Origin of the sequence: Olsenella porci (assembly GCF_009695875.1) — a bacterium.
Taxonomy (GTDB): domain Bacteria; phylum Actinomycetota; class Coriobacteriia; order Coriobacteriales; family Atopobiaceae; genus Olsenella_H; species Olsenella_H porci.
This window is the reverse complement of the sequence record NZ_VUNC01000002.1, coordinates 389,308-414,439: the sequence shown is the minus strand read 5'-3', so window position 1 is coordinate 414,439 and position 25,132 is coordinate 389,308. Positions and strand designations below refer to the sequence as shown.

Genomic DNA, 25,132 nt, shown 5'->3' with positions numbered 1-25,132 from the left:
ACAGGCATAAGCTGCGGAAAGGAGCCCACATGGACTGGGAGGTAGCTGGAAGGCCGGGGGAGCAGGGGACTTCCGACGGCGGGGTGCCCAAGCCCCACAAGGGTGGGAAGGGCAGGGTCGTGCTCATCGTGGTAGTGGCGCTGGTGGCGGTGTTCGCCGTCATGAGGTGCACCCGGCCGTCCAACGACGCGTCGTCCAAGAGCCTGGACTGGCCGACCTCTGGGCTCGCCACCCGGCTGCCCGGTCCCGACACCAACAAGGGCGAGGTCACCACGGACGATGACAAGACGCTCGATGCGACGCTCGCGGGGTACGACGATGGCAAGTACGACAGCTACGTCAAGGCGTGCCAGGACAAGGGCTTCACGGTCGACGAGAAGAAGGACAGCACGTCGTTCGAGGCGTATGACGGCGACGGGTACCACCTGCGGCTCTCGCACTTCTCTAGCAAGGAGGAGCTGTCGCTGACCCTCGAGGCGCCCGAGGAGCTTGGGACGCTGACCTGGCCCAAGTCGGGAGCGGGCTCGCAGGTGCCGGCGCCCAAGTCCACCAAGGGGAAGATCCAGAACGACTCGTCCACGTACTTCACGGCGACGGTGGGCGACACCTCAAAGGACGACTACGCGGCGTACGTGGAGTCGCTCGTCTCCGCCGGGTTCACCGTGGACTACTCCAAGTCCGACGCGGTGTTTACGGGGAAGAACTCTTCTGGAGTGAAGGTCAGGGCCGAGTACGCGGGCAACGAGCTCATGAACGTGACGGCATCGATGCCGGATGACGCCGCTGCCACCGACAGCTCGGCGGGTGGCTCCTCGAACGCCTCGACCACGTCGAGCGCGGACTCCTCCGCCGTGACCGCCAGCTTCAAGGAGACGATGGACGCCTACGAGGCGTTCATGAACGAGTACATCGACTTCGTCGCGAAGTACAACTCCGCCAGCGCCGCCGACCAGGCGTCGATGGCCGCCGACTATACCAGCCTGCTGGCCAAGGAGGCGGACTGGGTGACGAAGGTGTCCAACCTGGACGACGGATCCCTCTCCGCGGCCGATGCGGCCTACTACGCGGAGGTCACGGCGCGCGTGTCCAAGAAGGCCGCCGAGGCGAGCGTGTCGGTGCAGTAGCGAGGTTGCCAAGCTCGCACGAGCCGCCCGTCCGCGTCCCCGGGGTCGTGGATGGGCGGCTTTTCGGATGGTTCGGTCACAAAACCGCACTCCCCGCGGGACCTTTCCTGCCGGTCGAGGTCAAAGAGGGGGATGGGTCGGCGGGGGAGCGCACGCGCGAGTGCTCACGCGTGGTGCCTGCTGCCACGGCCTGGGGAGGGAGCTGTCCACCATCCCCTTCGCTTACGCAAACTCAGCAACGCTCTTGATTGGCTCGTGTGGCTGGCTCCCAAAATCACTCCCGTGAGGCCCCTCTGCCAGCCGAGGTCAAAGAAGGAGGGTGGGCTGGTAGGGGGACAGACGCTCGGGAGATCCCGTGCCGCGTACGACGTCCGTCACGCTCGTCCGCCAGCCCACCCCAGCAGCGATGATGCATCAGCAATCGAACCATGGCAGCGAATTCCCGAAGTGTGTACTCCCAAGCCCCTAATCCCGCCGATGACCTGGCATTTCACCGGCTGCTTGACTGAAACGGCCCCAGCGATGGCAGCAAACTCCCGACGTGAGTACTCATATCGGGATTCTCCTGCCATTTGGGCCAGAGAAGAGGTCGGGATGGCAAAGAACTCCTGAAGTGAGCGCTCACATCAGGAGTTTGCTGCCACTGGAGGGGACATCCTCGGTCGGACGATTATCCTACCTGGGCAAACGTGCGGGCATCCCGGGGCCCACCGGCATCTGCCTTCCCAGACCGCTCACATCGGGACTTTGCCGCCAGGGGCGGATTGTCCCGAAGGACTCGGGGAGGGGAGGGCGTGGTCGTTGAGGGCGTCCCTCCCTTGCCCATCGATGGTCTTCGCCCCGCGTTGGTGGAGGAATGCCAGGCTGCCTGTCGGGTGAAGTCTGAATTCGAGGCCTCGCCCCTTCCCCTTCGAGCAATCTTCAATTCCATATCAGGTGCCGAAAAATGGCCTAAAATGTCCGAAAGGTTGAAAGCAGTGGCAAGTGGATTAAGGAGATGTCACAGACATGAAAGCAAGAAAGGCGTTTGCTCTCTCTCTCGCACTGCTCATTTCTCTGCTGATGTTGCCATGCATAGTGCCGACGACTGCCTTGGCCGAGAGTGAGGGTGCGCGGTCATCGAACACGACGGTAGAGCAAGATGGACTCGTATATTCCATCTACGGAGATCATGCAGAGGTAGTTGGAGAATATGAGCCACGTGACACGTATGCAATCTCCAGTTATGTGTCGGGAAAGCCCGTCACGGTAATTAAAAAGATCAACGATTGGGGCTATGCAAAGCAAGCGAGCACTGTCACAATCCCAAATACCGTGAAAAAAATAGGTGATTATGCGTTTTCTGGAATGCAGATCACGACCATCAACATCCCTAGCTCGGTGACGTCTATTGGGAACGATGCATTCCAGGAATCTCGGCTTACGAGCATCACGATTCCAAGCAGTGTTGTGAGCGTGGGTGGTGCAGCGTTCTGGAACTGCACCTCTTTGAGGACGGTTTCCTTCCAAGGCTCAGATACGTCACTGGGGAATGCGGAATTTTCAGGCTGCAGTGCTCTGACAACCGTCACATTGCCCAGCAGCGCGTCGGTCATTCCCAGAGACACCTTTAAAAATTGCACCGCGCTCTCAAGCATCACAATCCCCAGCAGGGTGACGACGATTGGGTGGGAAGCCTTTGCAAATTGCTCGAACCTCAGGTCAATCACCCTTCCGTCGGCGACCTCTCATTTTGATGGATATGCGTTTTCAGGCTGCACGAGCCTCAAGACCGTCGAGATGCTTGCGTCGAACTTCGTGGCTTATGACAACTTCGTTTTCAACCCCATCGCGAGCGGCAGCACCATCTATGTGCAGAACGATACTGTCAAGAACGCCATTGACAAAGAGCTGGATGGCTACATCTATGATCCCAATGCCACCCGGATTGTGGTGCGTCATCCGGGAAGCTCGTTCGTGACGATGTACCGCCTGTACAACCCCAACTCCGGCGAGCACTTCTACACCGGCAGCGCGGCTGAGAGGGACCACCTGGTGAGCGTGGGCTGGAGGTACGAGGGTACCGGCTGGACCGCCCCCAAGACGTCCAAGACCCCGGTCTACCGCCTGTACAACCCCAACGCGGGCGACCACCACTACACCACCAGCGCGGCCGAGAGGGACATGCTGAGGAGGGCCGGCTGGAACTACGAGGGCATCGGCTGGTACTCGGATGACGCCAAGACCGTGCCCGTTTACCGCGAGTACAACCCCAACGCCAAGGCGGGTGCCCACAACTTCACGACGAGCAAGGCTGAGGATCAGATGCTCGCCAACTCCGGCTGGAGGCAGGAGGGCATCGCCTGGTACGGCGTGAAGCAGTAGCGAGGATCGCTGAGCAGACAACGAACCCAATCGAGGGGGAGCCCCGCAGGCCAGACGGCCGGCGGGGCTCCTTCTTTGTGGGGTTTGGGATTCTTCTCAATTGATGTAACGCCCGTTTTGATATCACCTTTGATGTCTTTTGACCCAGCACCTTTTGGATTGATCGCCCTCACGTCGCGTGCGTCCTCGGGAAAGTAGCCGCCCGAGCCGACGAGCTCTGTAGCCTCGCCCATCAGGGCAGATACCTTGCCGGGTCTCGATAGGCGGCGTCGGCTCGGACGTCGTGATGGACGCCGCAGACGTGGTGCCGGTGGACGACGCGGCGGGCGAGCTCCCGGGCGCGTAGGGGCGTGGAGGGCGCTACTTTCCCAGGACGGCGTTGTAGGCGGCCATGGTGTAGTAGTTGTACGGCTGGTTGAAATGGGGGAGGAAGAACACGTCGAGCAGCGCAAGCCGGTCGATGGTGATTCCCTCCTGTATCGCCAGCGAGAACATGTGGATCCCGGCGCTCATGTCGTAGGTCGAAGCCATCTGGGCGCCCAGCACCACGCGGGAATGGGCGTCGTAGACGACGCGAATCTTGACCTCGGGGTTGGGCTCCTCGATGAAGGTGGCCTTCTGCACCTGCTTGAAGTCGCTCACCCTGACCTCGTGGCCGGCAGCCTCCGCCTTCACGCGGGTGAGGCCCGTCTGAACCATCTTGAGGTCGAAGATGCATATGCCCGAGGACCCCTGCACGCCGATGCTCTCCAGGGGCGTTCCGGCGGCGTTATGCCCGGCGACGATACCGGAGCGTACGGCGTTGGTGGCAAGCGCGATGTAGGCGGGGTTCCCGCCCAGCGCGTTGTTGAAGGTGTTGGAGCAGTCCCCTGCGGCGTACACGCCCTTCTTGGACGTCTCCTGGTGGTGGTCCACGAGCAGGGCGCCGTTGGGCAGCATGTCAAAGCCCACATGGCGGAACATCTGCGTGTTGGGCCTGAAGCCAACGCACACGCAGACCATGTCGGCCTCATGGGAGCCCCTGTCGGTGACCACGCTCGCCACCTTGCCGCCCTCTCCCTCAAGGCGCAGGACCCTCTCGCCAAAGGCAAGGGTGATGCCGTGGTCTGCCAGGTTCCTCTCCATGAGGGCACAGAACTCGGGGTCGAAGTTGCCCGCGAGGCAGGTGGGTGCCATGTCCACCAGCGTGACCTCTCGGCCGTTGCGCTTGAAGGCCTCCGCCAGCTCGACGCCGATGTAGCCCGCGCCCATCACCACCACGCGCCTGATCGAGGGGTCGTGAAGCTTGTCCACTACCGCCCGAGCGTCCTGGTACAGCTTGACGTGCTGGACGTTCTGCAGGTCCATGCCCGGAACGGGTGGGATGATGGGCTCGGAGCCCGTGGCGAGGATCAGCTTGTCGTAGGGCTGGTCGATGCGCGTTCCGCCGTCAGAGACGGCGTGGACCATGTGCTTGGGATAGTCGATGGACTCCACGGTGGTCTGCATGTGTACCGTGGCTCCCTTTGCCTCGAACTGCTCCTTGGTTTGGTAGAAGAGCCCGTCGGGCTTGGAGATCTGGCCACCGATCCACAGTGCCATTCCGCAGCCCAGGAAGCTGATGTTGCTGTTCTGGTCGAAGATGGTGACCTGGTGCTGGGGGTAGTTGTCCAGAATTGCGTTTGCGGCGGCGGTGCCCGCATGGTTTGCCCCGACGATGACGATCCTGCTCATGGTACTCCCCTCATGGCACGCCGACCGTGCGACGTGGTGCGACCTAATATGACACTAAATGAATAACATTAAAGGGGAGGAAACGCCAGGGGATTCTGGTGGATGGGTGGCAGAGTCGGTGGGGGGGCCACAACCCGGGGGACCGGCAGGGGCGGTGAGGCCCGGGGCCGCCCTCACCTCGCTGACTGCAACCGACCCTGCACCGCGCCCTAGTCCAGTTCCCGCTTGCCCGTGTACAGCTGCCAGTACTCCCCGTGCTGGGCGAGGAGCTCCTCGTGCGTGCCACGCTCGACGATGCGCCCGTGCTCCAGCACCATGATGGCGTTGGCGTTGCGCACGGTCGAGAGCCGGTGTGCGATCACGAACACCGTCCGCCCGCGCATGAGCGCGTCCATCCCGCGCTCGATGAGCGCCTCGGTGCGCGTGTCGATGGACGACGTCGCCTCGTCCAGGATGAGGACGGGCGGGTCCGACACCGCGGCACGTGCGATCGCGATGAGCTGGCGCTGCCCCTGCGAGAGGTTGGCCCCATCCGACGTGATCTGCGTGTCGTAGCCGTGCGGGAGCCTCTGGATGAACGAGTCGGCATTGGCGATGCGGGCGGCGTGCCGCACCTCCTCGTCCGTGGCGTCCAGCTTGCCAAAGCGGATGTTGTCCGCCACGGTGCCGCTGAACAGGTGCGTGTCCTGCAGCACGATTCCCAGCGTGGAGCGCAGGTCGGCCTTGCGGATGTCGCGCACGTCGATTCCGTCGTAGGTGATGGACCCCGACCGCACGTCGTAGAAGCGGTTGATGAGGTTGGTTATGGTGGTCTTGCCTGCGCCCGTGGAGCCCACGAAGGCAATCTTCTGCCCCGGCTTCGCGTAGAGCGAGAGGTTTGCGAGCACCGTCTGCCCCTCCTCGTAGCCAAAGGTCACGTCGTTCAGGCGCACGTCTCCGGCGAGAGGGACGGTGCCCCCTCCGGGCAGGAGCCACCGCCAGCCGGCGGCACCGGCCGCCATGCGCCGTGCCCCGTCCCTCTCGTCCGCCTCGTCCATGCGCTGCACGATGGCCTTGCCCTGGTCCACCTCGGGTGGCAGCTCCATCATGCGGAACACGCGCTCTGCCCCGGCAAGCGCCGTGAGCACGAAGTTGCCCAGCTGCGTGAGTTGGTTGATGGGCATGGCCGCCTGTCGCACAAAGACCAGGTATGAGGCAAGGCTCCCCACGTCGGTCTGCCCATTGATCGCCATGACCGCCCCCAGCACGGCAACCGCCGCGTAGTTGACGTAGCCGATCACGACGGTGCTGGGGACCATGGTGAGCGCGTAGGCCTGGGCGCTCGTCCCCGTGCGGCGGAGGTCCTCGTTGAGGCGGCGGAAGCCCGCGAGGTTCTGCCCCTCGTGGTTGAAGACCTTCACGACCTTTTGGCCCGAGATCATCTCCTCCACGTAGCCGTCCAACGCGCCCAGGGTTGTCTGCTGCGCGGCGAAGTAGCGCTTGGAGCGCGTGCCCGAGAAGCGCGTGTACAGCACGACGATGGCGTCGCAGGCCAGCGTCACCAGGGTCAGGCGCCAGTTGAGCACCAGCAGCAGCGCGAGCGTCCCCACGGTCTGGATCGCCGCCTGCATCATGTTGGCAAAGCTGTTGTTGAGCGCCTCGCTTATGGTGTCGACGTCGTTGGTGAAGTAGCTCATGACGTCGCCGTTGCGCGTGCGGTCAAAGTACGAGAGCGGCAGCCGCATGATGTGGCCAAACAGGTCGCGGCGGATGTCGAATACTATGTGCTGCGCGGCGTGCACCATCACCTGCGTGTACGCGAGAGCGGAGAGGACCGCGACCCCGTAGATCGCGGCGGTGATCGCCACGTCGGCGGAGAAGCCCGCCATGTCCCCCGCGGCGATGCGGTTGACCACCGGCTTGATCATGTACGTGCCGGCCAGGTTGCCCACGCCCGCAAGCGTCACCAACACGGCGACTGCGAGCATGTGGAACTTGGCATGACCCATGTAGGAGACGAACCTCCTCAGGGTGTGGCGCATGTTCTGCGGGCGCGCCCCGCCCGATGCCTTACTCTGCGCCATGGGTGTCCTCCTGGGTTGCGGTCTGGGAGTAGTAGAGCTCCTGGTAGATGGGGTCGCTGGCGAGAAGCTCCTCGTGCGTGCCCGTGGCGTGCACGTGCCCGTCGTCCAGGATCACGATCTGGTCGCTGTCGCGCACCGAGCTCACGCGCTGCGCGATGATCACCTTGGTCATGTCGCGCACCTGCGCCAGCCCGGCGCGGATGCGGGCGTCGGTGGCGGTGTCGACGGCGCTCGTGGAGTCGTCGAACACCATGACCTTGGGGTGCGAGAGGAGCGTGCGCGCGATGCACAGGCGCTGCTTCTGCCCGCCCGAGACGTTGCCGCCTCCGTGGCCCAGGTCCGCGTCGAGCCCGCCGATGCGGTCGAGGAACTCGTCCACGCACGCCAGCCGGCAGGCGCGCAGGATCTCTTCGTCCGTGGCGTCCGGGTTGCCCCAGCGCAGGTTGTCGCGCACGGTGCCGGAGAACAGCACGTTCTTCTGGAGCACCATGCCCACGCCGGCGCGCAGGGCGTGGACGTCGTAGTCGCGCACGTCTCGCCCGCCCACCATTACGGTGCCCTCGGTGGCGTCGTACAGGCGCGGAACCAGCTGCACGAGCGACGACTTGCCCGAGCCCGTACCGCCCAGGATGCCCACGGTGGAGCCGGGGGCAAAGCGAAGAGTCACGTGCTCCAGGACGTTCCTCTCCGCCGCGGGGTTGTACTTGAACGAGACGTCGCGAAACTCCACGGAGCCGTCCGCCAGCTCCTTGGCGCCCGACGGGTTGGGGTCCATGCCAGGCTCCTCGCACAGCACCTCGCACACGCGCCCGACGCTTGTGATGGCGCGCGCGAGCAGCAGGAACACGCTCGAGATCATGTTGAGCGAGTTCATGATAAGCAGCACGTAGCTCATGAAGCCGGTCAGCGTGCCCACGCCTATCTCGCCTGATGCAACCATCTGGCCGCCAAACCAGAGGAGGCCGACGTTGGCAATGGCCATGGCGGTCTGGAACACGGGCATGTTGAGGACGGCCCCGCCAAAGGTGTGGGTCGCCGTGTCCGCCAGCGCCGCGTTGACCTGCTCGAAGCGATCGGCCACGTGGCCCTCGCGCACGTACGCCTTGATGGCGCGGATTGCCACGAGGTCCTCCTGGAGGGTCTCGTTAAGGCGGTCCATCACGCCCTGCAGCACCGCGTAGAGCGGCGCCACGTGGCGCACGATCAGGGCCAGCGCCACCGCCAGGAACGGTAGGACCGCGAAGAACACCAGGGCCAGCCTGGCGCTCATGGTGCAGGCCAGGACCAGGCCCGCCACCAGCATGACCGGGCTGCGCAGGAGCGGTCGGATGCCCATAACGAAGGCGTTCTGGATCACCGTGATGTCGGTGGTGAGGCGCGTGACCAGAGAGGACGAGTCAAACTCGTCCAGGTTGGAGAACGAGTAGTCCTGCAGGTGGGCGTACTCGGCCTCGCGCAGGTTGGCGCCAAAGCCCATGGCGGCGGCGGCCGAGAAGCGCGAGTAGGCAAAGCCGCAGACGCCCGCAAGCACGGCGACCGCCACCATCTGGCGGCCCGTCGCGAGCACCAGCGAGAGGTCTCCCGAGGTGATGCCCACGTCCACGATGCGTGCCATGAGGAAGGGGATCACCAGCTCGGCGATGGTCTCCACGAAGATGAGAAGCGCCGCCACCAGCAGGTGCAGGCGGTATCCGCGCAGGTAGCGCGACACGTAGCGAAGGTCGTCCATCACAGCGCCTCCCTGTCGGGCGCGGTGCCGGTGTTGGCGCGTCGCAGGTTTGCGTGGATGCGGGTGAGGTAGTCCTGCAGGCGGGCGACCTCGTCGGGGGAGAAGCCCGCAAGCATGATGGCGCTCTCCTCGTCGCAGCAGCGGTCCCAGGCGGCGAGGGCCTCCCTGCCGGCGGGTGTGAGCTCCGCGAGCCTGGTGCGACGGTCCTCTCCCCGCGCCATGCGCACGAAGCCGCTGGAGCTGAGCGATGCCAGCATGCGGCTGACGGCGGCGGGGTCGAGCTCGAAGTACTCGGCCAGCGTGCGCTGGCTGCAGGGGCCGTTGACCCAGAGGTAGCCCAGGATCTTGGGCTGGCCTGGCCCCAGGCCGATCTTGGCCATGCGCGGCCGGAGGTAGTTGGTCTGCGCGTGGAGCGCACGGTAGAGCATCATGTGCGTGTCGCTGAGGGAGCGTCCCTCCGCTGGCGCGCTGTCCGGGTTTTGCATAGCTCATCTCCTTGATATGTCAACCGTTTGTCGGTGGCTAGACTACGCCAATCGGTTGACGTGTCAAGGTTGATATGTCAATGAAATTTGGGACGCACACGTGGGGCGTCGGCGGGGGAGTGCCGCGACGGGGTGCTGAGGAAAAGCGAGTTGTGGCAGCGCGGGTGCCGTCTGGACGCCGTCCCGGGCGGATGGGCGCCGAGGAAGGTGGGGTGCTGGCAATCGGAGGGCGGTTTCCACCGAGGAATGTCGGGTGTTGGCGGGCGGAGGCCCCCCTCCCATTGCCACAGGGCGCATTTCCTCAGCAGCCGGCGGGCTACGATTGCCACAGGTCGCATTTCCTCAGCAGCACCGCGCGCCGACGAAGCGCCCTCCCTCCCGGCGGCAGGTCGCACGCCGGCAACGCCCGTCCTCCGTCGCGGCTGCAGGTGGTTCCCCGCGTCTCCGCCCCAGGTCGCTCGGCCCTTCGCCCGCTGTCGCCTCCTCCCCATGCAACGAATGCTGCCGTAGTTCTCGTGTGCTTCCAAATGTGGCAAAATCGTGTAGGGGAATTTTGAACGTTTAGAGCGACGTGCGAACGTCTTCAAGCACGAAGAGGGGCTGCGTGGAGAGGGCCGCGCATCTGCATCGTGGGAGGTGCACCAGCACGGAACGTACTACGCAGGAGAGGTCATGTCGTTTGGCGACATGGAGGAGACCGTGGAGTACAGCAAGGACCTCGTGCGGCGATTCTTCCAGGACTAGGTGGGTGAGACGGGCATGGACCAGGTAAGGGTGATCGAGCTCAAGGAGAGCGTCTTCGCCGACAACGACGCAGAGGCGGACAGGGTCAGGGCAGAGATGCGCGCCCGCGGACAGTTCCTCCTCAACGTGATGAGCTCGCCCGGGTCGGGCAAGACTACGACCCTGACCGGGCTGATCAACGCGCTTAAGGGAGAGTACCGGATCGGCGTGATGGAGGCCGACATCGATGGCGCCGTGGACACCGACGAGATAATCCGCTCCACGGGGGCTCGGGCCATTCAGCTGCACACGGGAGGCATGTGCCACCTGGACGCGGGGATGACGAGGACGGGGCTGGAGTCGCTCGAGACCCAGGGCCTCGACCTGCTGTTCTTGGAGAACGTGGGCAACCTGGTGTGCCCGGCGGAGTTTGACACCGGCGCCAGCGCAAATGCGGTGATCCTCTCGGTCCCCGAGGGCGACGACAAGCCGCTGAAGTATCCGCTCATGTTTGAGAAGGCGGACGTGGTGATCCTCAACAAGATCGACGTCCTGCCGTACTTCGACTTTGACGAAGACAAGTTCGAGACGTACCTGCGCCGGCGCAACGCCTCCTGCGACGTGGTGAAGGTCTCCGCAAAGACGGGCGAGGGCATCGACGTGCTTGCCAACTGGGTGCGCCGCCGCGTCGAGGCTTGGAGGGGATAGAGCATGTCAGAGCAGTTTGGGGAGCCTCGCTCCATCTACCAGAACGAGGCCGAGCGCAACGCCGCCGTGGCAAAGCTCGCGCGCAAGATCACCGACGCGGTACCGCACAAGATCCGCGGCATCAGGACGGACGACCCGGAGTACTGGGGCCTCAAGGAGGTCCTCACCGACGAGATGGTGGACCTCGCCAACCGCATGAAGCTGCGCAAGTTCTACACCCTTGAGCAGATGATCTCCCTCGCGCCGCAGATCGAGCCCGCCCACCTGCAGGAGCTCCTTGACCAGATGAGCGTGATTGGCATCCTGGAGTACGACTACGGCGACAACTACGACCACGACGGCGAGCTCAAGGACCGACCGCGCACCAAGCGGTGGCGCCTGCCGTTCTTCGTCCCCGGCTCGGCGGAGCTGTTCAACTCCACCAAGGACCGAATCGACCGCAACCCCGCCGTGGCGTCGTTCTTCGAGCGCATGACCTTTGTCCCCCTCGCCGGCATCACGCAGATGGTCCCGCCCGGAGGCGACGGCATCGGCATGCACGTGATTCCCGTGGAGAAGGCCGTCGACTTCCAGAACGAGGCCGTTGACCTGGAGCGCATCTCGTACTGGCTCAAGAAGTACGAGGGTCACATCTCGGCTGGCATGTGCTCGTGCCGCTACTCTCGCACCAAGCTGGGCGAGGGCTGCGCGGACGACCCCGACGACTGGTGCATCCAGGTGGGTGACATGGCCGATTACACCGTTGAGACGCACCGTGCCCACTACATCACCTCGGAGGAGGCGCTCGACATCATCAAGCGCGCCGAGGACAACGGCTTTGTGCACCAGATCACCAACATAGACGGTCAGGACAAGATCTTCGACATCTGCAACTGTGACGTGAAGATCTGCAACGCACTCCGCACGAGCCTGCTGTTCAACACGCCCAACCTCTCGCGCAGCTCGTACACGGCCAAGGTCACGCCGGAGAAGTGCGTGGCCTGCGGGCTGTGCGTGGAGTCCTGCCCGGCCGGCGCGGTCAAGCTGGGGCAGAAGCTCTGCCGTGCCGACGGGTCGCAACCCAACTACCCGCGCGCGATTCTCCCCGACGCCATCCGCTGGGGCAAGTACGCGTGGGACGAGAACTACCGCGACACCGCCCGCATGCACAACACCTGGCCAACGGGCTCTGCCCCCTGCAAGGCGGCATGCCCCGCGCACGTGCCGGTGCAGGCGTACCTTAAGAAGGCGCGCGAGGGCGACTACCGGGGCGCCCTGGCGCTGATCAAGACCATGAACCCGTTCCCGGCGGTGTGCGGACGCGTGTGCAACAAGCGCTGCGAGGACGCCTGCACGCGCGGCACCGTGGACCAACCCGTGAGCATCGACGCCGTGAAGAAGTTCGTGGCCGACCTGGACCTGGCGTCTGGCTCGCACTACGTTCCCACGCCGGCCGTCCCGTCGGTTCATGGTAAGTTCGACGAGAAGATCGCGATCATCGGCGCCGGTCCCGCGGGCCTCTCGTGCGCCTACTACCTGGCGCTTCTGGGCTACGCCCCCACGGTGTTCGAGAAGCACGAGCAGCCTGGCGGCATGATGATGTACGGCATCCCCACCTACAAGCTCGAGAAGGACGTGCTGCAGGCCGAGATAGACGTGATCCGCGAGCTGGGCGTACAGATTCGGTGCGGCGTCGAGGTGGGGCGCGATGTGACGCTGGGCCAGCTGAGGGAACAGGGCTACCAGGCGTTCTACGTTGCCATCGGCTGCCAGGGCGGACGTCGCCCGGGCGTGCCGGGGGACGATGTGGAGGGCACCGACGTGGCGGTCCACTACCTGCAGGATTCCATGGAGAGGGGCAACCCCCCGATTGGCGGGAGCGTGGTCGTGGTGGGCGGCGGAAACGTCGCCGTTGACTGCGCGCGCAACGCGGCAAGGCGCGGTGCCAAGCAGGTGACGATGGTCTCGCTCGAGGGTCGCGACGAGATGCCCGCGACCAACGCCGAGGTTGCCGAGACGCTGGCAGACGGCGTCGCGGTCGAGAACGGCTGGGGTCCCAAGGAGGTCCTCACCACCCCCGACGGCCGGGTGCGCGGCATTGTCCTCAAGCGCTGCACGCAGGTCACCGACCCCAAGACCGGGCGCTTCTCTCCCCTGTACGACGAGGGCGAGACCCGCACGGTCGAGTGCGACCGCATCGTGTTCGCCATTGGCCAGGCGATCGAGTGGGGCGGCCTGCTGGACGGGCGCTCCGTCGAGTTCCATCACGGCACCTACCCCAAGGCCGACGCGCTCACGTACCAGACGGACGACCCGGAGGTCTTTGTGGGTGGCGACGTGCTCACGGGCCCGCGCTTTGTGATCGATGCCATCGCCGCCGGCCACTACGCGGCGGAGTCGCTGCACCGCTTTGTGCACGAGAACGCATCGATGACCATTGGTCGCGACCGGCACGACTACCGGGAGTTTGACAAGGACGACCTGACCATCGGCTCGTACGACACGGCCGGCCGCCAGGAGGAGGGGAGCGACCCGGAGGGCAGCGACCGCTTCCGCGACGTGCACCGCACCCTCACCGAGGACCAGGTGCGCGTGGAGACCTCCCGCTGCCTCAGCTGCGGCGCGTCAGTGGTGGACCCCAACAAGTGCATTGGCTGCGGCATCTGCACCACGCGCTGCAAGTTCGACGCCATCCACCTGTACCGCGACCACCCCGAGATGACCAACATGCGAGCCGCCGAGGACAAGGTGGGCGGTCTCGTCGCCTACCAGGCCAAGCGTGCGCTCAAGATCGTGGCGAACGCGGGCTCGCCGGAGGCCAAGGCAATGCGCGAGAAGCGCCGCGAGTACGAGCGCGATCACAAGGAGTTCAACCGCACGCATCCCAACATGGGGAACTCGGAAGATGCATGAGCTTGGCATCGTCGTGCGCGTGATTGACATGGTTGAGCAGGCCGCGCGAGAGAACGGAGTCAGCAAGGTCGTGGGGCTCGACCTGGAGGTCGGCGAGGTCAGCACCGTAGTCCCCGACTACTTTCGCGACTGCTTCGAGTGGGCGATCAAGCGCACGGACTACATGCGGGAGTGCGAGCTCAACCTGGTCGTGGTGCAGGGGACGTCGTACTGCCGCGACTGCAAGAGGACCTACCGCACCACCGAGTACGGCAAGTCGTGCCCGTACTGTGGAGGATACAACACGTACCTGGTGACCGGGCGGGACGTGACCGTGAGGGACATCCGCGTGGTTTAGGGGAGAGGGGCGCTGACTTCCGGGTCGCGCCCCTCTCCGCTGGCGCGTGCGGGAGACTTCGGACGATCATGCGAGTGGGGGCGAAATGACTCCGATGGCGCCGTCCTGCCCCTCTTAGGAATCCCCTTTCGCGGGCGGCGGCGCGTCAAGACCCGAATCATGGCGGCGAAGGCTCCGCGCGAGCACCCCGCGGTCGTATCGCCGCTATGGTTGCAGGTTTGATTTGCTATCGACGGGGGAGACGTGGGGTTGAGGGATGGGGAAGGGCCACCCCTGCTGAGAAATCTCGAGTTGTGGCAATCTGAAGGCCGATTCCGCCGAGGAAAGCGGAGCATTGGCGGCCCAGGGTCCGTCCCAGGGCCCCGTTCCGGTTCCACAACCCCGCCCAAGCCCGTCACTTAGCGTGCATTAGAACGCCCCGATTGCCACAACTCGCATTTCCTCAGCACCCCTGCCGTCGGGATGCCTACGGAACTCCCCGGTGCACCCCCGGCGCCCGATTGCGGGCCATTCCCTTCCCAGATACCGACGAAACCGATAGCTAGGTGCTACCGTTGGTGAGTCAGCCCCGATCAAAGGAGAAGGAGTCTCCATGGCACACGACGAGAATGGCATCGGCACCACCTGCGTGCAGGGCGGCTACGTCCCCGGCAACGGCGACCCGCGGCAGGTGCCCATCGTGCAATCCACCACGTTCAAGTACGACACCTCAAACGCGATGGGACGCCTCTTCGACCTGGAGGACACCGGCTACTTCTACACCCGTCTGCAGAATCCCACCAACGACGCCGTCGCGGCAAAGATCGCGCAGCTCGAGGGCGGCACTGCGGGCATGCTCACCAGCTCGGGACAGGCTGCCAACTTCTTCGCGTGCTTCAACATTGCCGAGGCGGGCAGTCACATCGTCGCAAGCTCTGCCATCTACGGTGGCACGTTCAACCTGCTCGCGCACACCATGGCCAAGATGGGGGTCCAGACCACCTTCGTTTCGCCGCTGTGCTCGGACGAGGAGCTCGAGGCGGCATTTCGCCCCAACACCAAGGCGGTCTTTGGCGAGACGATCGCCAACCCGGCGCTCGCGGTCCTCGACATCGAGCGCTTCGCGCGGGCGGCGCACGCGCATGGCGTCCCGCTGATTGTGGACAACACGTTCCCCACGCCCGTGAACTGCCGTCCCATCGAGTGGGGCGCAGACATCGTCACCCACTCCACCACCAAGTACATGGACGGCCACGCGGTGCACGTGGGCGGCGCGATCGTGGACTCGGGCAACTTCGACTGGATGGCGCACGCGGATAAGTTCCCCGGCCTCACGACGCCCGATGAGTCGTACCACGGCATCGTGTACGCACAGAAGTTTGGCAACGCCGGCGCGTTCATCACCAAGGCCACGAGCCAGCTCATGCGCGACTTTGGCTCCATCCAGAGCCCGCAGAACGCGTTCTACCTCAACATGGGGCTCGAGAGCCTGCACGTGCGCATGCCGCGCCACTGCTCCAACGGCCAGGCGGCGGCGGAGTTCCTGAGCGGGCACCCCAAGGTCGCGGGCGTGCGGTACCCCGGCCTCCCCGGGGACCCCTACCACGAGCTGGCGGAGAAGTACCTGCCCAACGGGAGCTGCGGCGTGGTGAGCTTTGACGTGGCGGGCGGACGTGCCGCGGCAGAGAGGTTCATGTCGGCGCTCAGGATCTGCAACATCGAGACGCACGTGGCAGACTCGCACACCTGCTGCCTGCATCCCGCAAGCTCCACGCACCGCCAGATGACCGACGACGAGCTCGTTGCGGCGGGCATCAGCCCCTCGATGGTCCGCCTGTCCTGCGGCCTGGAGGACGCGGACGACATCATCGCCGACCTCGACCAGGCGCTGGCGACGCTGTAGCCCCTTGGGTCGCGTGCGGCTTGCGCCGGCGTGGGGGAGAGGGGCGCCCGTCCGGCTCGTGACGCCTTCCCATTGGGTGGGGCGCACACGCCGCAGGAGTGGCGCCAGCGCGGGGCTCGGCGTCCCTCTCGTCCATGGCATCACGCCGCAACGGTAGAATTGCCCCGAGGAAACGACCCATACCAGAGAGGATGCGTGTCTCCCATGGCAGACGAACAGATGGCAGCGCAGGCGGCGGACACCGAGGCGGCTCCCGAGGCGGCTGCGGCCGGGGGAGTGTCGGAGGAGGCCCCCCAGGTGGACCCCAGCGCCCCCACGATCGAGCCCGTTGCCGATCAGATCGACTTCGACACGTTCTCGAAGTCGGACATGCGCGTGTGCAAGATCCTGGAGTGCTCCGCGGTCAAGAAGAGCAAGAAGCTGCTGCAGTTCACGCTGGACGACGGCTCGGGCACCAACCGGACCATCCTCTCGGGCATCCACATGTACTACGAGCCCGAGGAGCTGGTGGGCAAGACCGTGCTGGCGATCGTGAACATCCCGCCGCGCAAGATGATGGGCATCGACTCGTGCGGCATGCTGCTCTCGGCGGTGTACGAGGTCGCCGGTGAGGAGCGCCTGCACCTGGTGATGCTGGACGACGCCATTCCCGCGGGCGCCAAGCTGTACTAGTGGCGTGGGGTCGGGTGGCTGCGACGCAGGTGCCGGCCTCCCGACCCGTTCTTCCATGTGAACGAAGAAGGGGCCCGTCGGGGACGCTGACCCGGCGGGCTCCACATGTTGTGACTGCGTTCCGTCAGACGTGCGACAGGAACGGCACGCTCCTCTCCCCAAAATACACAATATGCTGTATGTGGCTCTTCAGTAGACACAACAAGTGGACACCAATGCTACTAATCTGATAGCATATCAACCCAAGCAGGACCTACGGTCCGCACCACGAAGCCATCCGCCGCGCGCACTAGCGGCGTCACCTACCAGAACGGGGACCACATGCAGGTAATCAAGCGAGACGGCCACGCCGAGGACTACGACGGCAACAAGATCGTCCGAGCCATGGGTCGGGCGCTCGATGAGGTCGGCGACCCCGCGGGTCAGGATGATGCAGCCCTTCGGGCGCTTCTCGCCCAGGTGGAGGACGCCCGCCGCCAGGTCGGGGCAACCGAGGTCGAGCAGATCCAGGACCTGGTTGAGCGCACGCTCATGCAGGCGGGCCACTTTGACGCGGCAAAGGCCTACATCCTGTATCGCCACCGTCGCGCCGAGCTGCGCCTGGCCCGCCGCTCCATCTGCGCCCTGGTTACCGGGGCGCCCCTGGGGGAGAGCCACATCCCCACGGGTGAAGCGCGCGCGTCCCTGGGGGAGGCGCCCGCGACCCCGTCGCCCGCGGCATCGATCTCTGGGCACACGGCCGAGAGTCCCCTCTCCTCCGGCGGAGACGGTGCCACCGCGCACGCCACGCCCCTCTCGCCCGAGCGCGCCACCGCGGCAACGGAGGGCCCGGAGGCCGCCCGCCGCCTGGACGAGGAGCTGCTGCGCATCACGCGCGACTTCTCACAGGAGACCTATCCGCTTGCCGCGCTCGCCGCAAAGTTCCAGGGGTTCGCGAAGCCCTCGATGCCGGCGGATGAGCGGGCGGACGCCCTGGTGCGCGCCGCCGTCGAGCTGACCACGCCCGAGGCGCCGGACTGGGAGCGCGTGGCTGGTCGCCTCCTCTCGCTCGTGGCGGGGCTCAGGCTCTCGCGCCAGGAGCGTGCCCGCGGCATCGGTGGCTTCTACGACAAGCTGCGCTACCTCACCGACCAGGGCCTGTACGGTGCCTACATTCTCGAGGGCTACACGCGGCAAGAGATCGACCAGGCAGCCGCATGGATTGACCCCCGCCGCGACGACCTCCTGGACTACCCGGGGCTCGACCTTCTCCTCAAGCGCTACGTGGTGTGCAGCCACGACCACATCCCCCTGGAGTCCCCGCAGGAGATGTTCATGGGCATCGCGCTGCACCTTGCCCTGAGGGAGAGGCGCGAGTCGCGCATGGGCTGGGTGCGGAGCTTCTATGACATGCTCAGCAGGCTCGAGGTCACCATGGCCACCCCCACGCTCTCCAACGCGCGCAAGCCGCACCACCAGCTCTCCAGCTGCTTCATCGACACCGTGCCCGACAGCCTCGAGGGCATCTATCGCAGCGTCGACAACTTTGCGATGGTGTCCAAGTTTGGCGGCGGCATGGGCATGTACCTGGGCAAGGTTCGCGCCAAGGGAGGGAGCATCCGCGGCTTTGAGGGGGCAGCGGGCGGCGTGGTCCGCTGGATCCGCGTGATAAACGACACCGCCGTCGCCGTGGACCAGCTGGGGGTCCGCGCGGGTGCAGTTGCCGTCTACCTCGACGCCTGGCATCGCGACCTGCCCGAGTTTCTGCAGCTCCGCACCAACAACGGGGACGACCGCATGAAGGCGCACGACGTCTTCCCGGCGGTGTGCTACCCGGACCTCTTCTGGCGCATGGCAGAGGAGGACCTAAACCAGCCGTGGCACCTCATGTGCCCGCACGACATCCTCACGGTGAGGGGCTACTCGCTGGAGGACTACTTTGGCGACGAGTGGGAGAGGCGCTACCGCGAGTGCGTCGCCGACCCCCGCATCCCCAAGCGCACCGTCACCGTAAAGGACGTTGTGCGCCTGGTGCTGCGCAGCGCGGTGGAGACGGGCACGCCCTTCGCGTTCATGCGGGACACCGTCAACCGCGCCAACCCCAACCCCCACGCCGGGGTGATCTACTGCTCAAACCTCTGCACCGAGATCGCCCAGAACACCAGTGAGGTCACGAGCGTCTCGCAGGAGGTCGTGACCAGGGACGGGGACACGGTGGTGGTCACCACCACGAGGCCGGGCGACTTCGTGGTGTGCAACCTCGCCAGCCTCTCGCTGGGACACCTGCCCGTGGAGGACGACGCGCGTCTCGCCCGCACCGTGAGGACGGCCGTGCGCGCGCTGGACAACGTGATCGACCTCAACTTCTACGCGCTGCCCTACGCCAAGGTCACCAACCGGCGCTACCGCTCCATCGGGCTGGGCGTCTCGGGGTACCACCACATGCTTGCCAAGCGCGGAATCAGGTGGGAGGGGGAGGAGCACCTGCGCTTTGCCGACGACGTGTTCGAGCGCATCAACCGCCACGCCATCGAGGCGTCGTGCGACCTCGCCCGCGAGCGCGGGGCATACGAGAGGTTCGAGGGCTCGGACTGGCAGACGGGCGCCTATTTCGAGAAGCGCGGGTACGTCTCGCCGGAGTGGCGGGAGCTGGCCGCCCGCGTGGCGAGCCAGGGCATGCGCAACGCGTACCTTCTCGCCATTGCCCCCACCAGCTCCACCTCGATTATCGCCGGCACCACGGCTGGCCTTGACCCGGTCATGCGCAGGTTCTTCCTGGAGGAGAAGAAGGGCTCCATGCTTCCGAGGGTGGCGCCGGAGCTCTCGCCCAAAACCTGGTGGTACTACAAGCCCGCCCACCTCGTCGACCAGACCTGGAGCATGAGGGCCGCGGGCGTGCGCCAGCGGCACATAGACCAGGCGCAGTCTGTGAACCTCTACATCACCAACGAGTACACCATGCGGCAGGTGCTCGACCTCTACCTCGAGGCGTGGCGCGACGGCGTCAAGACCGTCTACTACGTGCGCAGCAAGTCGCTTGAGGTGGAGGAGTGCGAGAGCTGCGCGAGCTAGCGCCAGCCGCCAACCGCGGTGGCGCATCGCCCGCCGTGGGGCAACCGTCTGCGGACGTGACCGCTCGGGCGGCTTCGTCCGCCAACCAATCGAAGGGAAGACCATGCAAGCACGGACCGAGGGGCGTCTCTCGCCCAAGGCGCTCTTTAACCCAGATGGCGAGACCGACGTTCGCCGGCGGCGCCTGATCGGGGGAGACACCACCAACCTCAACGACTTCAACAACCTCAAGTACGCCTGGGTATCGGACTGGTACCGCCAGGCCATGAACAACTTCTGGATCCCGGAGGAGATCAGTCTCTCGCAGGACGTGAAGGACTACCCGCGCCTGCTGCCTGCGGAGCGTACCGCCTACGACAAGATCCTCTCGTTCCTGGTGTTCCTGGACTCGCTCCAGACCGCGAACCTTCCCAACGTGGGGGAGTACATCACCGCCAACGAGGTCAACCTCTGCCTGCACATCCAGACCTTTCAGGAGTGCGTGCACTCGCAGAGCTACTCGTACATGCTCGACACCATCTGCAGCCCCGAACAGCGCAACGACATCCTGTACCAGTGGAGGACCGACGAGCGGCTGCTTGCCCGCAACACGTTCATCGGCAACCTCTACAACGAGTTCCAGGAGCGCCAGGACGCCCCCGCGCTCCTTCGCGTGATGATGGCCAACTTCATCCTGGAGGGGGTGTACTTCTACTCCGGCTTCATGTTCTTCTATAACCTGGCGCGCAACGGCAAGATGCCCGGCAGCGCGCAGGAGATCCGCTACATCAACCGGGACGAGAACACGCACCTGTGGCTGTTCCGCAACATGATCCTTGAGCTGCAGCGCGAGGAGCCCCAGCTGTTCTCCCCCCAGGCGGTGGACGAGCTGAGGGAGATGCTCCGGGAGGGGGTCCGGCAGGAGGTCGCGTGGGGCCGCTACGTCATTGGGGACGACATCCCCGGGCTCACGAGCCAGCAGGTGAGCGACTACATCCACTACCTGGGGAACCTTCGCTGGGCCTCGCTCGGCTTTGGGCAGCTGTACCCTGACCACGCGGAGGAGCCACCGGACATGGCCTGGGTGGCCCAGTACAGCGACGCCAACATGGTGAAGACCGACTTCTTCGAGGCGCGCTCAACGGCGTATGCCAAGTCGACCGCCCTCGTGGACGACCTGTAGGGGGAGAGGGGCGGTCCACCGCGCGACCTCTGCACCTCTCCCAACGAGGATTTGACACGCCCGCCGGCGATGGCAAGAATGGGCGGGAACCTCCCCTGTGAGGCAGACCTTTCTTCGACGATGGGAGCAGCGATGGTGGTTTCCGACACGCTCACGATAGGCTCGACCAAGGCGGAGGGGCTCATGGTGCCCCAGCTCGCGGGCGAGGGTCACGCATCCCTGATCGTGATTCGCTGCGCCAAGGGGTTCCTGATGTGCGGGTACCTCAGCTTGGAGAAGGCGGAGCAGCTGGGCGACGCCGCGGTGCGCGTTGCGGGCGGCAGCTTTGAGGAGGTCCTGGCCAACAAGGTCACGGGCGTCAGTCCCAAGGCGGCGGAGCTGGGCGTCACGCCCGACATGACCGGTGCCCAAGCGGCCGAGGTCCTCAACCGCTAGCGTTTGGGTCGGACGGCCGGGCGCCGCATGTCTGCGGCGCCCCTTGGTCGACTGGCCGAGTCACCCTCGGCCTGGACCCCTCTTCCGTTTGGTGGGGGAGTCCCGGCAGGGCGCGCCGGTCGAGGCGCTGGGAGGGCGCTGCCGCGTGAAAGCCCGGGGCTTGCGGCTGCGGAACCCCGCTCGTGCTGAGGAATTGCGACTTTTCTTGCCTGGTAAGAGGATGCCACCCCCTCCGCACCTGGTGACCCGCGTCTCAGCGACCTGTCGCCAGGTGGTCCTGTGCTCGCCCATCACCGCCAGCGTCGAGCGATCGACCAGGTAGAAGCCCACAAGGTTGGCGTGAAGCGGGCTCCGTGAAACGGCGGCTTCCCGGTGACGTACGGGAGAAGATCCGCCGACCGAAGTAATATCCAATCCGTAAGACCAGAACAATGTGGGCCAAAGGCGTGGACCAAACGTGGACCAAAAGAAAGCAGCTCAGAGACATGGTCTCTGAGCTGCGAGTTTATGGTGGGCGTTAGAAGATTTGAACTTCTGACCTCTTCCGTGTCAGGGAAGCGCTCTCCCCCTGAGCTAAACGCCCGAATGTGAAACGCGGTGCGTGGGGTCGCACAGCGCGGTAGCTACTATAAAGGAAGGAACCGCTCCGCGCAACTGGAAAATGGGGGATTTTTCTGGCGAGCATGATCAGTCCGTGCCAGTCCCCATGGAATCCCGGTTTCACGAGATGGCGCGCGGGGCGGTGCATCGACTGTCTGTCCCCGTTCGATGCCGGGGGCGGAGCCTCTCGGGGTGCCCGCCCCTGGCCCGCCCTGCGCCCGCGAACCCCTACGCCAGTACCAGCTCCAGCGACGAAACCACCTCGTCCGCCGCCCCAACGTCTTGCGGCGTCGAGTTCCCGGTGAACCCATACACGTAGCATCCCGCCGCAAGCCCTGAGGCCACACCGGACGGGGAGTCCTCCACCACCACGGTCCGCGCCGCCAGCCCGTCCGTGCCAACCCCCAGCTCGCGGGCACCAAGCTCGATGCCCCGCAGGTACGGCATGGGGTTGGGCTTGTGCGCGCTCACGTCGTCGCCCCCAACCACAAAGGCAAAGCTCCCCGCAAGGCCGATCCTCCGCAGCGCCGTCTCTACCAGGTCGTGCCGGGTCGTCGACACCACGCCGCACACAACGCCGTGCGTCGCAAGCCGACCCAGCAGCTCCCGCGCCCCGGTCATCGGCACCAGAGGCATCCGCTCGTAGATCACGTCGCTGGGCTCCCGACGCGCATAGAACTCGTCCGCCGACACATCCATCCCGTACCGCGCGAACAGAGCCGGGATCGACTCCTCGCCATCCGTCCCGCACAGCGAGCGCATCTCCTCCTCCGTGGGGTTGATGCCAAACGACGCGTACACCGGCCGATCCAGCCCAATCCCCAGGATCTCCGTGTCACACAGGGTCCCGTCAAAGTCGAACAGGGCGAGAAGCGCCTCCCCTCGCCAGCGACCCTTCCCGTTGGCCCCGACGTTCCCAGCATCCCGACCCATGCGCTCCCCCTCGCTCGAAAACCTCGTCGAGCGTAGCGTGGGCGTCCCTGCCGCGCAACGCCCGTCCGCGCTCATAGCCTCGCGAGCCCCTGGCCTCCGTTCGGTCACCCGACGACCCCCGCGGGACACCCTGTGAACAACTCGTGCCAAAACCTGGCATGTTACGGCTGTATTTGCGAGCCAACCCGTATCATTAGAGCGTTTCTTGGTTCGCATTCAGGAGGGTAGTCACATGTCGGGAAAGTTCGACCACAGGTGCGCCGCAATCAGCGCCGGACTCGCATTCTCACTGATGGCGGTTGCGACCCCGCAGCTAGCGCTCGCGGAGGACGCCCCCAAGGCAACGATCGCTGCCCCAGCGCAGGACGCGACGGCCGCCCAGGCTGCAGCCCCCGACCAGCCCGCGTCAGCGGCGGGGGAGAGGGACGCCGCCACCAACGCCAAAACCCCATCCGCTGGCTCCGACCAGTTCCCGGTCCCCGCCGTCGACGCCCCGGCGGCCCCCGCGGGTGATGTCAGCTCCACGAGTCCGGACGCGACGCCATCCGACCCGGACCCGGTGGCCCCCACGGATCTCGCCGCGAGCTCCACCGAGCCCGCCACCCCGTCGACCTCCGACCCGGCGACACCCACGGCCCCCAGCGCCGGCTCCAACTCAACGACGCCCGCCGCCCCGACCGACCCCTCGTCCACCGTCGCTCCCTCCGACCCAGCCGCGGACGCCACGAACCCCGCGCCCGCCGCGGACCCCGCTGCCACCGACGCGCCCGCCGCGGACCCCGCGCCCCGCGCTGCCGACCCCGATCCCGCCGCAGCCACCACCCCCGCCCCCGCGGTCCAGAACATGTATCGCCTCTACAACCCCAACACGGGCGAGCACTTCTACACCGCAAGCCTCGGCGAGGCCAAGCACATCGCCGAGGCCGGCTGGCGCTGGGAGGGCATCGGCTGGGTCGCGCCCGCAAGCTCCGGCACCCCCGTCTACCGGCTCTACAACCCCAACGCGGGGGACCACCACTACACCACCAGCGCCGCGGAGAAGGACTCGCTGGTCAAGGCTGGCTGGAGGTACGAGGGCATCGGCTGGTACTCGGACGCCAACGACGCCCTGCCCGTCTACCGCCAGTACAACCCCAACGCCAAGTCCGGCGCCCACAACTTCACCCAGAACGGCTACGAGGACCAGGCGCTCGCCCGCGCCGGCTGGAGGTCCGAGGGCATCGGCTGGTACGCCAGCACCCGCTCCGCCAACGCCATCCAGGGCTTCTGGCTGGTCTGCCGCTCGTGGGGCTCACTCAACCGCTACTGGGTGGGGTCCAACGCGACCATCGCCAAGTCCCGCATGGTCACGCCCGACGAGGGCGCCGGCTACTACGCCTACGCCACGCAAAGCGGGGCGGTCCTCGATGCCGTCACCAACCTGGGCGACGGCAGGATCGCCCTCGCCCGCTCCAACGGCGAGGTCGAGAGGCGCTCGGGCTGGATTGTCGACGACTACGGCTCTGGCCTGCAGCGCTACTACCTCTACCGCGACCCCGCCGGCTACTCCTACGCCAGGGAGGGCTACTCGGCTGATGGGTACGCGCACTACTCCTACCTGGGCGTGGGCTACGTCGCGCGCGACCGCCAGCTCCACTGCAACAACCGCTGGTACCAGGCCGACAACGACGGCAGGCTCACCGAGTACTCCAACGCCCGCACCCGCCGCGTGGACTCCTATGTCAACTGGGCGCTCGGCATCGCCGCCGACGGCAGGCACGGCTACGACCAGTACGACCGTTGGGGGCCCAACTACGACTGCTCGAGCCTGGTGATTTCGGCGCTGCGCGCCGCCGGCATCTCCACGGGGGGCGCCACCTACACGGGCAACATGGTGGGCAACCTGAGCGGCTTCAAGGTGGTCAAGGTCTCGCATGACCAGCTTGGCCTGCTCAGGGGCGACATCCTCCTCAACTCAACGCACCACACCGGCATCTACATCGGAGAGGGCATGATGGTCGCCGCCCGCGAGAGCGAGAACGGTGGCATCACTGGCAGGTCGGGGGACCAGACCGGGCACGAGATCGAGACCCAGGCCGTCTACGACTTCCCGTGGAACTACATCCTCCGCTACGTGGGGGAGTAGGGTCCCAAGCCCCGTGGGGCGCCGAGCTGCAGCTCCCCAGTGCACGCGAGTCGAATCAGGCTCCCAAGCGGTCGGGGTGCTGAGGAGTTGCGAGTCATGGCAATCTGAAAGCCAAATCCGCTGAGGAAAGGGGA

16 protein-coding genes and 1 tRNA gene are annotated in these 25,132 nt (G+C 65.7%); 11 read left to right on the top strand and 6 right to left on the bottom strand.

Annotated elements, in window-relative coordinates; all coding sequences use genetic code 11:
• Positions 1-29 precede the first annotated feature (29 nt).
• Together FYJ68_RS04420 and FYJ68_RS10535 are read left to right on the top strand one after the other, a co-directional pair.
• The gene (locus FYJ68_RS04420) at positions 30-1,124 is read left to right on the top strand and encodes a DUF6591 domain-containing protein (RefSeq protein ID WP_154434327.1); all 1,095 of its coding nucleotides are present in this window, start codon (positions 30-32) and stop codon (positions 1,122-1,124) included.
• A 1,008-nt stretch (positions 1,125-2,132) separates the two neighbouring features.
• Positions 2,133-3,488: a leucine-rich repeat domain-containing protein gene (locus FYJ68_RS10535; RefSeq protein WP_154434325.1), complete on the top strand. Its 1,356-nt coding sequence runs from the start codon at positions 2,133-2,135 to the stop codon at positions 3,486-3,488.
• 360 nt (positions 3,489-3,848) lie between these two features.
• Here FYJ68_RS10535 and nox read toward each other — a convergent pair whose 3' ends face one another.
• From nox to FYJ68_RS04395, 4 genes are all read right to left on the bottom strand, one after another.
• Complete coding sequence (gene nox, locus FYJ68_RS04410; protein ID WP_154434323.1) at positions 3,849-5,201, bottom strand: H2O-forming NADH oxidase; 1,353 nt, start codon at positions 5,199-5,201, stop codon at positions 3,849-3,851.
• Positions 5,202-5,410: 209 nt separating this feature from the next.
• Positions 5,411-7,264, bottom strand: a complete 1,854-nt coding sequence (locus FYJ68_RS04405; RefSeq protein WP_154434320.1) for an ABC transporter ATP-binding protein — start codon at positions 7,262-7,264, stop codon at positions 5,411-5,413.
• Positions 7,251-8,993: an ABC transporter ATP-binding protein gene (locus tag FYJ68_RS04400; RefSeq protein WP_154434318.1), complete on the bottom strand. Its 1,743-nt coding sequence runs from the start codon at positions 8,991-8,993 to the stop codon at positions 7,251-7,253. Before FYJ68_RS04400 ends, FYJ68_RS04405 begins: the two co-directional genes overlap by 14 nt.
• Positions 8,993-9,478 carry a MarR family winged helix-turn-helix transcriptional regulator gene (locus FYJ68_RS04395; RefSeq protein ID WP_229771998.1) on the bottom strand — a complete coding sequence of 162 codons (486 nt, stop codon included), beginning with the start codon at positions 9,476-9,478 and terminating at the stop codon, positions 8,993-8,995. Before FYJ68_RS04395 ends, FYJ68_RS04400 begins: the two co-directional genes overlap by 1 nt.
• A gap of 759 nt (positions 9,479-10,237) precedes the next feature.
• Here FYJ68_RS04395 and hypB point away from each other — a divergent pair.
• From hypB to FYJ68_RS04355, 8 genes are all read left to right on the top strand, one after another.
• Positions 10,238-10,909: a hydrogenase nickel incorporation protein HypB gene (hypB, locus tag FYJ68_RS04390; protein WP_154434316.1), complete on the top strand. Its 672-nt coding sequence runs from the start codon at positions 10,238-10,240 to the stop codon at positions 10,907-10,909.
• Between the two features lie 3 nt (positions 10,910-10,912).
• Positions 10,913-13,801 carry an FAD-dependent oxidoreductase gene (locus FYJ68_RS04385; RefSeq protein ID WP_154434315.1) on the top strand — a complete coding sequence of 963 codons (2,889 nt, stop codon included), beginning with the start codon at positions 10,913-10,915 and terminating at the stop codon, positions 13,799-13,801.
• Positions 13,794-14,138 (top strand): hydrogenase maturation nickel metallochaperone HypA/HybF, encoded by a 345-nt coding sequence (locus FYJ68_RS04380; RefSeq protein WP_154434314.1) that lies wholly within the window; start codon positions 13,794-13,796, stop codon positions 14,136-14,138. Before FYJ68_RS04385 ends, FYJ68_RS04380 begins: the two co-directional genes overlap by 8 nt.
• Positions 14,139-14,730: 592 nt before the next feature.
• Entirely contained in the window at positions 14,731-16,020 is a 1,290-nt protein-coding gene (locus tag FYJ68_RS04375; RefSeq protein ID WP_154434313.1) for an O-acetylhomoserine aminocarboxypropyltransferase/cysteine synthase family protein, read from the top strand.
• A gap of 204 nt (positions 16,021-16,224) precedes the next feature.
• A complete protein-coding gene (locus FYJ68_RS04370; protein ID WP_268233755.1) occupies positions 16,225-16,692 on the top strand; it encodes a methionyl-tRNA formyltransferase in 468 nt (155 codons plus the stop codon).
• Between the two features lie 321 nt (positions 16,693-17,013).
• Positions 17,014-19,743, top strand: a complete 2,730-nt coding sequence (locus tag FYJ68_RS04365; protein ID WP_154434312.1) for a ribonucleoside-diphosphate reductase subunit alpha — start codon at positions 17,014-17,016, stop codon at positions 19,741-19,743.
• 103 nt (positions 19,744-19,846) lie between these two features.
• Positions 19,847-20,905 (top strand): ribonucleotide-diphosphate reductase subunit beta, encoded by a 1,059-nt coding sequence (locus FYJ68_RS04360; RefSeq protein ID WP_154434311.1) that lies wholly within the window; start codon positions 19,847-19,849, stop codon positions 20,903-20,905.
• A 132-nt stretch (positions 20,906-21,037) separates the two neighbouring features.
• The gene (locus tag FYJ68_RS04355; RefSeq protein ID WP_229771997.1) at positions 21,038-21,340 is read left to right on the top strand and encodes a DUF1805 domain-containing protein; all 303 of its coding nucleotides are present in this window, start codon (positions 21,038-21,040) and stop codon (positions 21,338-21,340) included.
• 508 nt (positions 21,341-21,848) lie between these two features.
• Here FYJ68_RS04355 and FYJ68_RS04350 read toward each other — a convergent pair.
• Positions 21,849-21,923 (bottom strand) — tRNA-Val (locus tag FYJ68_RS04350).
• 245 nt (positions 21,924-22,168) lie between these two features.
• Positions 22,169-22,873, bottom strand: a complete 705-nt coding sequence (locus tag FYJ68_RS04345; RefSeq protein WP_195837710.1) for an HAD family hydrolase — start codon at positions 22,871-22,873, stop codon at positions 22,169-22,171.
• A gap of 232 nt (positions 22,874-23,105) precedes the next feature.
• On the opposite strand from FYJ68_RS04345, the gene FYJ68_RS04340 reads away from it, so the two are divergent.
• Positions 23,106-24,998: a peptidoglycan amidohydrolase family protein gene (locus tag FYJ68_RS04340; protein ID WP_154434307.1), complete on the top strand. Its 1,893-nt coding sequence runs from the start codon at positions 23,106-23,108 to the stop codon at positions 24,996-24,998.
• The last annotated feature ends 134 nt before the right edge of the window (positions 24,999-25,132 follow it).